This window comes from Vibrio injensis, from assembly GCF_001895205.1.
GTDB lineage: Bacteria > Pseudomonadota > Gammaproteobacteria > Enterobacterales > Vibrionaceae > Vibrio > Vibrio injensis.
Genome location: NZ_BDJF01000016.1, coordinates 130,278 through 144,805 on the forward strand (window position 1 = coordinate 130,278; position 14,528 = coordinate 144,805).

12 protein-coding genes and 1 pseudogene are annotated in these 14,528 nt (G+C 44.4%); 10 read left to right on the forward strand and 3 right to left on the reverse strand.

All coding sequences use genetic code 11. The annotated features are described in order from the left end of the window. Positions 1 to 10 precede the first annotated feature (10 nt). From BSR11_RS05765 to BSR11_RS05790, 6 genes are all read left to right on the forward strand, one after another. Positions 11 to 604, forward strand: coding sequence for a hypothetical protein (locus BSR11_RS05765; protein WP_072669506.1), 594 nt, complete (start codon positions 11 to 13; stop codon positions 602 to 604). Continuing rightward, the gene (locus BSR11_RS05770) at positions 605 to 1,042 is read left to right on the forward strand and encodes a DUF6950 family protein (RefSeq protein WP_072669507.1); all 438 of its coding nucleotides are present in this window, start codon (positions 605 to 607) and stop codon (positions 1,040 to 1,042) included. Continuing rightward, positions 1,029 to 4,790: a phage tail tip protein J-related protein gene (locus tag BSR11_RS05775; protein WP_072669508.1), complete on the forward strand. Its 3,762-nt coding sequence runs from the start codon at positions 1,029 to 1,031 to the stop codon at positions 4,788 to 4,790. Before BSR11_RS05770 ends, BSR11_RS05775 begins: the two co-directional genes overlap by 14 nt. 14 nt (positions 4,791 to 4,804) lie before the next feature. Then, positions 4,805 to 6,214, forward strand: a complete 1,410-nt coding sequence (locus BSR11_RS05780; RefSeq protein WP_072669509.1) for a hypothetical protein — start codon at positions 4,805 to 4,807, stop codon at positions 6,212 to 6,214. 89 nt (positions 6,215 to 6,303) lie between these two features. Then, positions 6,304 to 6,546, forward strand: a complete 243-nt coding sequence (locus BSR11_RS05785; protein ID WP_208604773.1) for a hypothetical protein — start codon at positions 6,304 to 6,306, stop codon at positions 6,544 to 6,546. Beyond that, positions 6,536 to 6,799 (forward strand): phage tail assembly chaperone, encoded by a 264-nt coding sequence (locus tag BSR11_RS05790; protein ID WP_072669511.1) that lies wholly within the window; start codon positions 6,536 to 6,538, stop codon positions 6,797 to 6,799. Before BSR11_RS05785 ends, BSR11_RS05790 begins: the two co-directional genes overlap by 11 nt. A gap of 73 nt (positions 6,800 to 6,872) precedes the next feature. Here BSR11_RS05790 and BSR11_RS17120 read toward each other — a convergent pair. After that, positions 6,873 to 7,010: pseudogene (locus BSR11_RS17120) on the reverse strand (type I-F CRISPR-associated endonuclease Cas1f); the annotation flags it as partial. A gap of 329 nt (positions 7,011 to 7,339) precedes the next feature. Between BSR11_RS17120 and BSR11_RS05795 the strand changes: the two are divergent. Then, positions 7,340 to 8,947, forward strand: coding sequence for an ATP-binding protein (locus tag BSR11_RS05795; RefSeq protein ID WP_072669512.1), 1,608 nt, complete (start codon positions 7,340 to 7,342; stop codon positions 8,945 to 8,947). Continuing rightward, on the forward strand, positions 8,940 to 9,620 hold the full coding sequence (locus BSR11_RS05800; RefSeq protein ID WP_208604774.1) for a response regulator: 681 nt from the start codon (positions 8,940 to 8,942) through the stop codon (positions 9,618 to 9,620). The genes BSR11_RS05795 and BSR11_RS05800 overlap by 8 nt, the downstream gene beginning before the upstream one ends. Positions 9,621 to 9,709: 89 nt before the next feature. Here the strand turns inward: BSR11_RS05800 and BSR11_RS05805 are convergent, their stop codons facing one another. Both BSR11_RS05805 and BSR11_RS05810 read right to left on the reverse strand, forming a co-directional pair. After that, on the reverse strand, positions 9,710 to 11,035 hold the full coding sequence (locus BSR11_RS05805) for an anaerobic C4-dicarboxylate transporter (protein WP_072669513.1): 1,326 nt from the start codon (positions 11,033 to 11,035) through the stop codon (positions 9,710 to 9,712). A 236-nt stretch (positions 11,036 to 11,271) separates the two neighbouring features. Further along, positions 11,272 to 12,516 carry a 2-hydroxycarboxylate transporter family protein gene (locus BSR11_RS05810; RefSeq protein ID WP_240004045.1) on the reverse strand — a complete coding sequence of 415 codons (1,245 nt, stop codon included), beginning with the start codon at positions 12,514 to 12,516 and terminating at the stop codon, positions 11,272 to 11,274. 364 nt (positions 12,517 to 12,880) lie between these two features. Between BSR11_RS05810 and BSR11_RS05815 the strand changes: the two genes are divergently transcribed. Continuing rightward, positions 12,881 to 13,699 (forward strand): ATP-binding cassette domain-containing protein, encoded by an 819-nt coding sequence (locus tag BSR11_RS05815; protein ID WP_083544879.1) that lies wholly within the window; start codon positions 12,881 to 12,883, stop codon positions 13,697 to 13,699. Then, positions 13,693 to 14,526 carry an ABC transporter ATP-binding protein gene (locus BSR11_RS05820; RefSeq protein ID WP_083544881.1) on the forward strand — a complete coding sequence of 278 codons (834 nt, stop codon included), beginning with the start codon at positions 13,693 to 13,695 and terminating at the stop codon, positions 14,524 to 14,526. The genes BSR11_RS05815 and BSR11_RS05820 overlap by 7 nt, the downstream gene beginning before the upstream one ends. Positions 14,527 to 14,528: the final 2 nt, after the last annotated feature.

Consider the following 14,528-nt stretch of genomic DNA (forward strand, 5'->3'; position numbering starts at 1 on the left):
GGAGCGAGTGATGGATTTTTTCTCACCTGAAATGATGGATGCGTTATCGGCTCCCAATGTCCGAGTGATATACGCAGTACGGTTGGACTGGCCGAATGAGATTGTACGCTTGCATACCGAAATCGGCGTGTTTACTCACTTTCCGTTTGATGCGGGCTCGGCGTACTACGGCTTGGGCGGTTTGGCATCAGTCGGTGATGTGACTTATGGCGATGGCGATGAAACTTCGCCGTCCATCACGTTAGAGCTGTCAACTAAGGATGATGCGGTTCGATCACAAATGTTGGCTGGCGGCTACCAAGGCCGAACGGGTGAGCTGTTTATGCTCGTGCTCGATGAGCAAGGTGCAGTGACTGCGTGGGCGTTGCTGTTTGATGGCGTGATGGATAGCGCAACCATTAAACAAGGTGAAAACAACGTGATCCAATTGCCACTCACAGCTCCTGATGATGCGCTTGAAAAAGGCTTAAATTGGCGCTGTACCGATGAGAGCCACAAGGCCCAATTTTCAACGGATAATTTTTATAAGTACATCAAGCACATGGAAAATTTTGTCATGTATTGGGGCAGCAAGAAAGACGGTATTCCGCTGAGGAAGTTTTAAATGAATAAGCTCGAATTATTAACTGATTTTTTGAATGAACATCGAGATAAGCCATTTGAGACGGGCCAGAACGACTGTGCCCTTTTTATTAGTGATTGGTTTCGCTTGCTGACTGGTATTGATTTTTCTTGTGAGTTCCGTGGGTGCTATAGCTCAGATGCGGGTAGCGCAAAGCTTATTGCCGAAAAAGGCTATGGCGATCTATTTGGATTAGTGTCAACAGTGCTCGATGAGCACGGCGTTCGTCTTGAAACGCCTAAGCTTGCTCAGCGCGGTGATATTGCATGGTGTAAACGCGGTGATGTGACGTTGTGTGGCATCGTGGGTGGTGACGGTATTTATGCGTTGTCAACAGATGGTTTGGTTTGTGTTCCTTTACGCTTTGCGAGTGTTGCTTGGCGTGTAGAGCTTGGGGAGCGTTGTAGTGTCGTCTGCTAAAAAAGTTTTAGGTGTTGTCTTTCCTGTACAAGCGATAGGTACCGCTCTTTTTGGTGCACCTGCTTACGTTGCTATAGAGGCTCGCCGTCAAGCGAAAAAAATGAAAAACGCGATGGCTCAGCGTGGTGCCGGAGAAGCCTCAAAGCAGATGTTTAAGGATGCTGCATCGCCAAAGCAAATCATTTTGGGTCACCCTGTCTTGTCTGGCCCGATGGTCTTTGCTAGCGAAGAAGGTGCGCCAAACGATGAGGGCGTGGGTGAATGGGCAAACGTGGTCGTGCATCTTGCAGGTCATGTGTGTGACGATGTGACGCATGCTTGGTTAGATGATGAGCTATTGGTTCGGCAAGCTTCTACGACGTCAGGCGCTGATATCGAGTTTCGCCATAAAAATGGTGCTGGATGGGTGTATATCTATTTAGGCGATCACAATAAAGTGCCACCAACGCTGGCGGGCTTGCCTGACTGGGATGGTTCAATGCGCGGTGATCAGCAATGCTTTGCTCATATAAAGTTGCGCTCTGATCCTGATAAATGGCCGAGTAGCATTCCAAATGCCAAATTTTCAGTTAAAGGCATGCGCTTATTCGATCCGCGAACTGGGCAGACTCAATGGAGCGATAACCCCGCTTTGATGGTTCGTTGGTACAGAACGGCGCTTAAGCTTGGTGTGCCTATCGATGAGAGCTACATCTCATCGGCGAACATTTGTGATGAGCTGGTTTCTACGCCAGTCGGTACTGAAAAGCGCTATCGCTGCAATTATGCTTTTTTTGCTGATACGAATCCGCGCCAAGTGCTGCAAACTATTCGCTCGACCTGCGCTGGCGAATCGCTGCGGGTGGCTGGTCGTCACGCGATGCAAGTCGGTGCGTTTTACGGGCCCGGTGTTGTTACATTAAATGAGAATGACGTGGTAGGCGACATTACTGTTAATCCCGATGTGCGCCGTCGTGATCTCATTAATACAGTCTCTGCTAAATATGCCGATCCAGAGGACAACTGGAATACGGTTGATATGCCTGTATTCACTCATGCTGGCTTCGTTGCCCAAGACGGCTATGAAGTGGTCGATGATTTAGATTTGATGTCTGTCCCATCCCCCTACCAAGCGCAGCGGCTTGCAAAAATTCACTTACTAACAATTCGTGATGCGTTAACGATTAACTTTTCATGCACGCTAAAAGCCATGCAGCTCCTGCCCGGTACCGTTTTTCGTTTCGATTTCCCTGAAAACGAGTGGCAAGGCGTTGAGTTTATCGTCACAAACTGGAAGCACTCCAAAAATGGCGTTGTGGCTCTTGAGGCCCGCCAAACTAAGCTAAGTCATTATGAATTTAACGGCAGTACAGCCAAAGTGCCTGAGCGCCCCGGATTGCCATCTTTAGTCAGTCGCGATGTTGAAGCCGTCACTCATCTCACTTATACAACGCTCTTTGATTCGAATACTTTGCAAGCATTGATCACTTGGCAGCACCGTAGCTTAGGTGGCACTTCGTTTGAATTGAGCTTTTATAAAGATGGTGAGTTCCTGCGCAAAGAAAACGTGATCGACAAGCAATACCGATTGCAAGATGGCTTTAGCGTTGGTCAGTACGAGGTGCGAGTTGTTGCGATCAGTTATGAGCGACGCTCTCCGGTGGCTAGTTTGGCGTTTAATGCTGCGGCTCCTCAGACCCCAATCGGCTGCGAAGTTAATGCGGGGAACTGGGTGTTAGAGTTAATGCCTGTTTCCGCTGGCGCTGTCAATTTTGACACCATGTATGACTTTGCATTGGGCTTTGAAGAGACGGCAACAGATACAGAGCTTGAGCCATTTATCGTTGGTCGAGCCAAAGTGATCACAGTCAGCAACTTAAAAGCGGATACACTTTATCACATTGCTGTTCGTGAGGTGTCGCGTTGGGGCATGTCAAGCTGGTACCGTACAAGCGCACAAACCACGTTCAATAGTGATGATGTTTGGGAAGTGATTCACGGCGATATTGATCGCGTCTTAAATGAGTCTCTAGAAAGCACAATTAATCAAATTGAGCAGCGCACGAACAACTTAAATGAAAAGCAGGATGCAGGGCTGAATGCTCTCTTAAATGAAATTGGTGACTATCATCGTGAGGATGAAACTCAGCGCCAAAAAATCAGTTTAGCGTATGCGCGACGTATGCTCAGTCAGCAAGCGGATGATATCTCGGCCCAAGCCAAGGAGTTATTGGATCTGCTCGCGAAATACGATGAGAACACGGCATATATTCAAGAGCTAAGTAATGCTGTCGCCAATAACGAACAAGCGCTGGCTGAGTCTCAGCAACTGCTGCTCGCTAAAATCGAAGATGGTGATGAGGATACGCTGGCGCGTGCTAACAATTATACGCGCGCTGCGGTGGGTTATTGCGTCGATGCCGAGGGCAACGTGACATCTCATACTGATGCGGTAGCTTGTGTTGCCGCGGGACATTCTTGGCTTGATGGGCCTCTGGCTGAGTTTATTCGTAATTTGCAAGTTGATAATGGCAGTGGTCAAACTGCGTCAATTTCTCAGTTAATGCAGGTTTTTGAAGATGTGGATGGTAACTTGATTGCTCGCGGTGGGCTTATCGTTAACAACCAAGGCCGTATCACTGGTTTGGTCAATACAAATGACGGAGCGACAACATCATTAGACTTGATTGCAGAGCACTTTAGGGTTGGTGATCAAGATGCGTCTGGTAATTTCATCCCCACGTTATACATCGATTCAACTAGCAAGAAAATGGTCTTAAAAGGTCGTTTAATACTCGATGACGGTCAGATGATTACGTCACGAGATGAGCTGCAAGGAAAATCAGGGACTATTTGGGGGACGTTGAAGTTACGAAATGGTGTATTCCCTAGCGATGCTCTGGCTACCGCTGATTTTACTGCAAGATATGGCCGCGCCCCGATACTTGATGACATGCTGACGTATGTATCTAACGATGAGCTAGTCTCAAGCGTCAAAAGCTTCGATGGTGTGTCATGGGTATCTCCGGGGGTTCGTTTTAACGGTAACCTCATCACTCCCGGAACGGTTTTCGGTGATCGCTTCGTGGCTGGTTCGGAGCTATCAGCCCCTGTGATCAAGGGTGGGACTGGGTGGTTTGAAGGTTATGTATATGCAAAACAGATGATTGGTTCACAGTCGTCTAGCGTCATTGCCACGTCGTCAAGGGATAATGGCGCCCAAGCTGTGTTTCTAGACTTTCCGGCTATTTCTAATTATGTCTTTGGTACCACTCAGTTGCAGTTCGTGACCGTCGGCGAGATTCTAATTCCTCAAGCTGACTTTAGCCAACGCTTGCAAGTTGAGTTATTTATGGATGCGATGATAGATAGCTCAGGGGTTACAAATGGGCAGTTAAATGAAACCATTGCTAACTCATCATCTTATCCGCATCAAGCAAGCTTGGCCGTACGCTTACGACGTAAGTTTTCTAGCTCAGTGTTCCCTCTAGAGTCAAGTTGGGGGCGCTCAACGCTAACGATGGTATGGCGACCTTTTAACACGGGTTACGTTTATCGATTTACGCGCAATTCATTCAGTTACATCGACCTGCCGAGCACGGATATTGGCGAGGACTTCCCACCAGTCGCTTATGAGCTTCAGGTCGCATTGCGCCCTAGGAGCGGTCAGTCTACGCCAGCTATTTCGCTCATGGTTGAAGATGTAGTTATGCGTGCGCTACTCAGTAAAACAGAAGACTATGATTTTTCAGCGTCAATTAAGTATTAGTAAGAGGATTAGCAATGAGTTGGATTCAGTTAACATCCGTCACTGCGACTAACAACAGCAATGTTATCGTTGTAAATACAGGTAGCACCGTCGGTATAAAAACGGGTGATGCTCTACTACTAGCGGGTTTCGATTTAGTTGAAGTTGAAGGCGTTTTTGCCAACCAGTTACAGTTGCGAAAACCATGGGCTTACGCGACCCAATCAAGCGTTCAAGCGGTTGTCGTGCCGACATTCGGTGATTTTAACAACGCTGTTGAAGAGGTTAGAAATCTAAGAAAAGCAGCATCAGATACCCTCAACGAGCTTTATGCTAATTTTGTAGAAAAGGAAGAAGGCAAGGGATTATCCACTAACGATCTAACTGATGAGTTACTTGAGGATATAAATAACAAAGTCGATAAAGAAGAAGGGAAAGGCTTATCTACTAACGACTATGATGATGATGCCAAAGAAAAAGTTGATGGCCTTAGGTTAACGACACCGAGGTTCGGCGTGTCCGATATGGACGAAGCCCATACGTTATTGACTGATGTATATAGAGCGGATGGCTCGGTAGCCAATAGGCCACAAGGTTTGTCTGGCACTTATTCCGTGCTAAGAAACGGTCAATTTGTGACAGTCTTTTACACGGCACTTGTGCAGTCTCGTAGGTTTTTCCGTACGTACAGTGCGGAGCATGGCAGCTCTGGATGGCTTAGCGGTTGGCAGGAAATTTTGCATTCTGGAAATGTGGTGAATTCACCCACGGACGTGACCGCGGGAAAAGTAGCTATTGTGGGCTATGGTGGCATCGGCAGAATAACTTCACCTATTCAATCCGATTATAACATTCCACTGCCTAGCGGAATGTACTCTTTTTCTAATGTAGCCGCTCCATCACCTGGGGCTGGGGCTAGGACAGTACTTAATCTAGTAAATTCGAATAACTCAGGGGTGCAGATTGCAGGTCGAGCTATAAACAATCAAATATCAATAAGGTCTGTCAACGGAGAAAACGCAGACCCCTTTGTTGATTTGTACCACACCGGCAACGCAGTAGCTCCTGTATCTGCTGGAGGCTTGGTAGAGTTCGGAGTAACCCCGAATGGTAGGTTCTGGCGCTATGCTGGAGGAATGCAAATTACACAAGCGCAAGTATCAATAGACTTTACAAACTATCTGTCATTGCTTAGTGGTGGTGTATTTTCGCTTACGATTCCAGCGGTGGCCCCATTTCAATCGAGCCAGAACCCATCAGGGTTTATTTCCATGGTACATGCGGCATATTCAGCAGTCGCGAATAGGTTTTTAGCTAATACGCATCTCAATGTTGACCCATCGAACGGGTCAGCAACATTATACAGGATAGATAATAGTGATATGTCTAACGCCGATGTCTCGAGATCGTTTCTAGTCACTCTGATAGGGAAGCACAACATATGAAAATAGTTTTAAGTCCTTACCCGGTGTGTCATACAACTACAGTATCCGTAAATGGGCTGATTATCACTGTTGATGGACAAGAATATGATTTGTCCATTATACCAGAAGGTGGGCAAGCAGAGGCGGAAGAAGGTAGTCCGTTCATTGGTATTGTTACTCGTGATGAAGTAACAGTTCAATACTGTTACGATTCTAGTAAAGCTGAACCACTTCAATCTACTGAGTGGGCAGATTACACTTTCGATATTGAGCAAGGAGAAGTTCCTTGCCCTATTCGCTGGCTACCTGATCCTGATATTGAATTGTCTGGGGGTGACTCTAATGACATTTAAAAACATTAAAACCGCAGAAGACTTAGAACGTGAAAAACATGAGTCGGAAGCTGCGCGAGTGCGTTCGCTGCGAGATATGAAGCTTAAAGAGCTCGACCAATTTGTGATGAACCCTTTGCGATGGGGTGAGTTGTTAGATGATGAAAGGCAGGCGCTTGCAGTGTATCGGCGGGATTTGCTTGACGTGACAGATCAGGAGGGTTTTCCGTTGGAGATTGAGCTACCCACTGAGCCGGATTTAATGCGGGTTTAAACGAGTTTTAAACATAATGACTGGTTAAATGAGCACTTTTTTTAGTGCTCATTCTTTTAGTCCGAAGTGCTCACAACTCGCGGCGCGCTACATCCGTTAAATAGAGCACGCGGCCATCTTTTTGCATCACACGGCAATATTCCAAGTAATACATATTGGCGCGCTTTGAGTGCAGGATGGTTTTTAAATCGGAAGGGGATAAATCGTCCATGTTTTATTCCTTATGCATTCTCGCTGATCTCGACACTCAACGCTCACCTACAACGCCACATCATTTAACGCCAGATCAAGTGGTTTACTATCTTGATTTGGCACCTAACACTATCGTCTCACCCTAACATAAGCACACCTAAGAGGCTTTAGGCTCTGTTGCATAATGCCGAATCAATCATGCTTTTATTACTGCCTTAATTCACATTTTCGCGAACTGCGTTCACGGATAGCTGCACATTCTGTTGCAGTTTCACGATATACTGATGATCTTATTTTTATCTTGGTTATCAGGGCTAAACGTACAGTCCATCATCGTTAGGCGGGGGCATGAAACTAAAAAGTTATTTAGCATTAACGACGATTGCGACAACGTCTTCGATTGTGATTGTCGTCACTTGTGCGATCTTCTTTCTGCTCCAGAACTCTTATACTGAGGGGCTTAAAGCTCGTGGCTTAGAGTTAGCACGCGTTATCGCCAATGACCCAGCCGTGATTGATGCGGTTAAAGCACAAAATTTAGCTCTCCCTAATGCCTCAATTGCTGATTATATGGAACATATCCGCGCCCAAACCGATGCTTCTTATATTGTGGTTGTGGATAAAAAGGCGATTCGGTTAAGCCACCCCGATGCAACGCGAGTCGGTCAAAAATTCATTGGTGAGGATATTTATCCGGTATTAATCCAAGGCGCTGAATACAGCAGTATTCATTCAGGAACTTTAGGTAAAGCCATTCGTAATTTCTCACCTATTTACTGGCAAGACGAAGTTATTGGTGCGGTTAGTATCGGTTATTTATCTGAGAAAACATCGGATATTTTATTGGCACAATATGGTCATCTTGGTGGCTTAATTGCTCTTGTCTATTTACTAGGCATCGGGATCAGCAGTGCGTTTGTTTTTAAAATGAAACGAACGTTTCTTGACTATGAACCGGAATTTATTATTCATAAGTTTCGTGAGCATGAAATGGTGTTAGACAGTATTCGTGATGCGATTATTGCCATAGATAACAATATGAATATTACCACCATCAATAATAGTGCGATGCAGAAGCTCTCTATGGGGGTATGTAATCGTTATGATTATTTAAACCAACCACTCTCCCGTTATTCAACACCATTAAGTCACTTGGTTTTAGCTAAACCGAGCCAATTACATCAAGGTGAATTTTTAATTGGTCAATTAAACTACAAAGTAGATATTTACCCTATTACTACTCCGAAAGGACTTAAAGGCCAAGTTATTGTCTTTTTTCCTAATCTGGAACAAAATGAACTTGAACGTGAGGTGGTTTATCTTAAAAATTATGCTCAACTCTTACGCAGTAAAACTCATGAATACTCTAATAAATTAAATGTCTTATCTGGTATGTTACAAAGTCAAAAATACCATGAGGCGATTGAATTTATCCAACAAGAAACCGATCGTTACCAGTCTATCATTCATAATATTGTTTTTTCAGTCAATGATAGTGTGGTTGCAGGTCTACTACTGGCTAAGTTTAATAAAGCTTCAGAAATTGGCGTTAAGTTTATTATTGATGAAGATACTCATTTATCGAGCTATCCAAAAAATCTTTCTGAAAAGTTTGTGACTATCTTAGGCAATCTTATTGATAATGCTTTACTTGCGGCGTGGAAAAATCGGGCGAGTTGCTCTCCTTTAGTGCATATTTATCTTAGTGATCGAAGTAATCATATTATTTTTGAAATACAAGACAGTGGCACTGGAGTGAGCGAGCAAATTGCCAAACATATTCTAGAGTTTGGGGTAACAACGAAACTCGATCATGAACAAAGTGGCGTAGGCTTGTATTTGGTCAAACAATGGGTCGATAATTTTAATGGCAGTATTGACTGGGAAAGAACCGACGAGAATACCACCCTATTTAGTATTTACTTAGATAAAAATAAAGTTCTCCATTATGAATAAAACAACTGTGATGTTACTTGAAGATGATCACCGAGCTAGCTATATGCTTGAATCAGCGATTAATCAACATCCTGATTTTATCGTCGTTGCTGTCAGTGAAAGTTGTGCCGATGCTTTATTGCAATATACCGCTTTTCAACCGCAGCTGATTTTTGTCGATATTAGCCTACCAGACGGCAGTGGCATTGATGTGATTCGTCAATTACGCAAGCAACAAGTAAGCTGTGATTTTATTATGACGACCGCCGAGCGTGAAACCACCACCGTACAAAAAGCCATTCAATTAGGTGTAACCGATTATTTGGTTAAGCCACTGCGAATTTCACGAGTCCATCAAGCATTAGATGATTACAAACATTACACAGCAAAATTGGCACGTACTGCCACCGTTGATCAAGGTGATATCGATGATATTCTCGGTAAATCAGCCATTAAATCATTAAGGCAAACTCCCAAAGGGATCGACGCCACGACCTTAGCATCATTGAAAACACTCCTAAAACAACCACAGTTAGCCGAATTTTCAGCGGATGAGATTGGTGAACTTATGAATGTGAGCCGAATTACTGCTCGTCGTTATCTGGAGTTTTTAGAATCAGAAGGAGTGGTTCGCTTAGCACTAAACTATAAAACGGGCGGTAGACCGCGCCGTTTGTATCATTTGGTCAAATAATTTTTGCTCTCTTGAGTTCACTCATCCTTAGCCAGCTCACCACTTAATCGCTGGCATAAGAATGAGTGAATCATGAGTGCGCCTAATCGTTAACCATTAATGGCCATCGATAAAAAATAGCCCACGATGGTTGCAGTTGAAACACCGATAAATCCTGGCATCAAGAAGCTATGGTTTAATACATACTTGCCGATCCGAGTTGTCCCTGAGCGGTCGAAGCTTATTGCAGCGAGATCGCTTGGGTAGAAGGGAAAGAAGAAATACGCGTAACAAGCTGGTAATACCCCAATGATCACTTCTGCTGGGATCCCTAACGAAAAACCCAATGGCAACATAATGGTTAATACCGCCGCTTGGCTTTTTAAGAAGATAGAGACAGCAAACATCGCTATCGCAAAAGTCCATGGATGATGATTCACCACATCACGCACCATATCGATCAAAAAGGTTTTATGATAACTGATGATAGTGTCACTGAGCCAAGCAATACCAAAGATAATAATTACCGCGGTCATCCCAGCAATAAAGACATGGCTGTTGACGATTTTCGACGGCTGAATATTGGTGGTCAGTAAGATGATTGCCCCAACTGACAACATTAAAAACTGAATCGCAACCGACATATTGACGCCATTCGGTAGTAACCCTAACTCTTTACCAAACATGGCAACAAAAATGACAGAGGCAATACCCAGCATAAACACCAATAAACCTGTTTTGGCTTTTTTATCTTCGCTAGAGCCCTCAACGACTTCGGCTTCAGGATCGATAAGGCCATTACGGAATTCTTCATCTTGGCAACGTGCTTGAAACTCAGGATCTTTATCGAGATCTTTGCCTCGGTTTAAACTCCACGTACAAGCAACCAATAGACCTATCAGCGTGGCTGGTATGGTCACCATCAACACGTTGTGTAAACCAATATCTAAATTATTGTCAGCAGCAGTGGCCATGAATACCGCAGCCGCAGCGGCGATGGGGCTGGCTGTAATGCCCATTTGTGATGCCACTGACGCAATCGCCATTGGTCGTTCAGGTCGAATGCCTTTTTTATACGCAACATCGTAAATCACTGGTAACAGCGGATAAACCGAGTGACCAGTGCCGACTAATACGGTTAATGAATAGGTGCAAAGTGGGCCGAGATAAACAATATGATTAGGGTGTTTACGCAACATTTTTTCTGCATATTTAACCAACAATTTTAATCCGCCGGTGGCTTCTAATGTCGCTGAAGCCGATACCACTGCTAAAATGATCAGCATGACGCCAATTGGCGGCGTTCCGGGAGCGACACCAAAAACAAACGCGAGAACCGAAACCCCTAAGCCACCAAGCAAACCAAACGCGATACCGCCATAACGGATACCAGTAAAAATCACTGCAAAAAGAAGCAGCATATGTAGATAGAACATGTATTTTCCTTTATCGAGGGGGCAATTAAACGCTTATCGAAACCACTAAGTTGTGACTCGACGTCACTCAGAGACTGTCATCAGTGTCGGTCAATCTAGAGCCGATACCGCGCTCAAAATACGATCACGCATAGCGATGCTTCCCGAAGTACAATCGAAGCCCAATCATACTATTGGTAATTATAGTGCTGACTATCACTAACACAACTTAACCCGTAAAGCGTTAATCGAAGGCGTCATTTTAAGAGTTCGATGATGAAGGTCGCCATGATTAGCATCAAAGCCCCACCAATGCGTGATGAAATTTGCGCGAAAGGCATAAGCTCCATCCGTTTGCTGGCCGCAAGCACCGCCACATCTCCCGTTCCACCCATGTTTGCCATGCATAAGCCGGCGGTGATCGCCGCTTCAATAGGATGAAAGCCGATTAATCGGCCCATCAACGCAGCCCCAACTACTGCACCGAGCACGGTTGCCAGAACCATTAAGAAATAGACCATAGTTAATGAAGCGAGAATTTGGTTAAGATCAGTGTAAGCAACACCGATTCCGACCAGTAACGCTGGTGTTAAGTTATCCACTACAAACTTATACCAACCATGAGCGGCTTTTTCTAACTCCCGTGGAATCAACCCCATGACTTTGACCAATGCGACAAATAGGATCATTAAAGCATAAGGGTGCATGCTGATCACATCGCTCAACATCGTGCCAACGAAATACATAGTGATAGCCAGCAGTGCACCTATCCCTAACACATTGATCGATACCGGTAACTCTTTTTCAGAAACCGCTGGTTGTTCACGACTGCCTCGAAGCAGTTGTCCGTTGCCAGTTAATGACGGATATTGTTTACCCAACTTATCCAGCAGCCCTGCGATCACAATCGCTATCGCGTTACCTATCGCTAATGCAGGAACCATTTTCGACAACAGCATTTCGGCTGACATGCCTGTATTACCCGACATAATTTCAACCAAAGGTACCGCACCAGCGCCCATACCGCCGCCCATGATCGGTAAAGCAATCAACATGACAGAAGCAAAGAACCCCTCACCTAATAAACTGCCAACAATGCCCGCAAATAAAAAAGCACACCCAACACCGCCTAAGATCACTGGAATGTATTTTAGCGCCGCTTTTTTAAGAACCTGCGTGTCCATGCCAAGAATGGATCCAGTCACTAGACTGGCGATAAAAAAGGATAAAAATCCACCGCCTTTAACAAAAGTGGTCACGGTTTCGGTGGTTTCATGTGGCATTATGCCGCTATGAAAAAGGTAGGAAGAGCCAAAAATGACCACAATCGCCCCACCACCAAAGAATTGATTTACAATCGGCGTTTTATCGCCAATTAGGTTTAGGATATAACCAACCACAACCATGATGCCAATCGCACCAATGATTCCTGTTGGTAAGTTATTGGACAGAGTCGAAAAGAGTATCACAGCAGCCGATAGAGCAAAGATGATATTAATCATCCGCTTATCTTTTGAGGAGGTCACATTATTGGCTAACATATTCTACCTTTTTATAAGATTGTTAAAATTATGCCGTTATTCTAACAACCCTTCATCAATCGAATATTGAGCACCCGATTAATGTAACTATCTTTATCTTTTGTAACTTTTGTTCATGGCGGTAGGAATTCCTATAACGCAGACAGACATACTGTGTTCATTAGATAGGAATGACAGCATTTGCCCCTTTTTCATCAAACGAAGATTTAACCAAAGAGCAACTCATTGCTTATTAAATGATATAAAAATCAAATTGAAAGTTATTTATAATCATGACAAGATTGTTATGTTATAACGTATTTCAATCAATCCAAAAGTTCGTATTATGAAAAATAAGAAAAAGATTTTAGATGTCAGAAACTTAAGCTTACGCATTGATGGAACTCAACTTTTGGATAACGTTAGCTTTCAGTTATATGAAGGGGAACGCGTTGCTTTATTAGGCGCTTCGGGATCGGGGAAATCACTGACCGCTCGAGCGATCAGCGGAACTTTACCCCCTTACTGCCATATTGAGGGAGTCATTGATTTCGATGGCGATAATATCGCAAACCAACCCACTCTGATTCGTCAAGCTCAATCACGTGTCGCGACGATATTTCAAGATAGTTTCAGTGCACTTAACCCACTGATGAGCGTCGGTAAGCAGATGATGCTCAGTACTCATCTTCGTTCACAGCATGAGCTACAAACACTAACGGATAAGATGCAATTAACCAATATACTGTCTCGTTTACCTTGTGAACTGTCTGGCGGACAACGCCAACGCTTATGTATTGCTTTTGCACTGCTAAGTGGATCAAGCCTGCTCGTCGCCGACGAACCAACTACCGCACTCGATGTCATTAATCAAAAACAGGTCATCACGTTACTTCAGCAATGTTGCGGTGAGCGTTGTCATCACGATCAACAGCTACATAGCCGTCGTCTCTCTTTACTGTTCATTACTCATGACATTAATGTCGCAGCTCAACTGTGTCAAAGAGCGATTGTGATGCAAAATGGTCGAATTATAGAAACAGGCAGCATGAATGAGTTACTCACATCCCCCACTCATGTCTATACCCAGCAGTTGGTTCAAGCGACAAGTAAGAATCATCTCAATAACCTTATCGTACCTGCTAGGATGGCCAGTGCATGCTAAAAAATATCGACCCGTATGTGCATTTCCTTATGCTCAATGCCATCAATTACGGTTATCACTCGACAGGTTGGAGAGCGGACAAAGCACACCCCATCATTAATCAACTGTCGCTAACTATTGGCCAACAAGAACGCATCGGCCTAGTCGGTGAATCTGGCAGTGGTAAATCGACACTATTAAAGTTAATCCTAGGCTTAGCCGCGCCCCAAACTGGACAAATATATTGTGCTGGAACTCCTATTATCCATTCTTCTTGGCGAGTGCTAAAAAATTATCGTCGCTTAGTACAATATATCCCACAAGATCCTCATACCGCCTTGCCTCCCAGTCAAACCGTAGCAAAACTGCTCGCGGAACCGTTGAAGCGATTAACCGCAGGAAAACCTTGCCAAACCGCGTTAGAACGTGCCGTAAAACAAGTCGAGTTACCGGTTAGTATTCTTTATAAGAAGGCTGGTGAACTGTCAGGTGGTCAAGCTCAGCGGATTGCATTAGCTCGTGCATTGATTATACAACCTAAATTTCTATTAGCAGACGAGCCAACAAGTGGCCTTGACCTACCATTGAAAGAGCAAATTAAGTCGTTACTGAAAAGGGTCTGTCATGAAAACCAGATGGGATTACTCGTCGTGACCCACGACATTTCGTTGGTATCGGATCTTTGTGAACGAATGTTAGTCATGCATCAAGGACAACTTATTGAAGATCGTGCGACACATGATGTGATCCTATCACCCGCACACGCTTACAGCCAAAGATTGATTGAAGCAGTACCTAGAATCAATTTCCACCCTCTCCATGATCGATCATCTTCCCACACAGTTTAATT

Excerpts from the sequence above, each read along its gene's own strand:
- BSR11_RS05765 (WP_072669506.1), top strand. The coding sequence starts at position 11 with ATGGATTTTTTCTCACCTGAAATGATGGATGCGTTATCGGCTCCCAAT.
- BSR11_RS05770 (WP_072669507.1), top strand. The coding sequence starts at position 605 with ATGAATAAGCTCGAATTATTAACTGATTTTTTGAATGAACATCGAGAT.
- BSR11_RS05780 (WP_072669509.1), top strand. The coding sequence starts at position 4,805 with ATGAGTTGGATTCAGTTAACATCCGTCACTGCGACTAACAACAGCAAT.
- BSR11_RS05790 (WP_072669511.1), top strand. The coding sequence starts at position 6,536 with ATGACATTTAAAAACATTAAAACCGCAGAAGACTTAGAACGTGAAAAA.
- BSR11_RS05795 (WP_072669512.1), top strand. The coding sequence starts at position 7,340 with ATGAAACTAAAAAGTTATTTAGCATTAACGACGATTGCGACAACGTCT.
- BSR11_RS05800 (WP_208604774.1), top strand. The coding sequence starts at position 8,940 with ATGAATAAAACAACTGTGATGTTACTTGAAGATGATCACCGAGCTAGC.
- BSR11_RS05805 (WP_072669513.1), bottom strand. The coding sequence starts at position 11,035 with ATGTTCTATCTACATATGCTGCTTCTTTTTGCAGTGATTTTTACTGGT.
- BSR11_RS05810 (WP_240004045.1), bottom strand. The coding sequence starts at position 12,516 with ATGATTAATATCATCTTTGCTCTATCGGCTGCTGTGATACTCTTTTCG.
- BSR11_RS05815 (WP_083544879.1), top strand. The coding sequence starts at position 12,881 with ATGAAAAATAAGAAAAAGATTTTAGATGTCAGAAACTTAAGCTTACGC.
- BSR11_RS05820 (WP_083544881.1), top strand. The coding sequence starts at position 13,693 with ATGCTAAAAAATATCGACCCGTATGTGCATTTCCTTATGCTCAATGCC.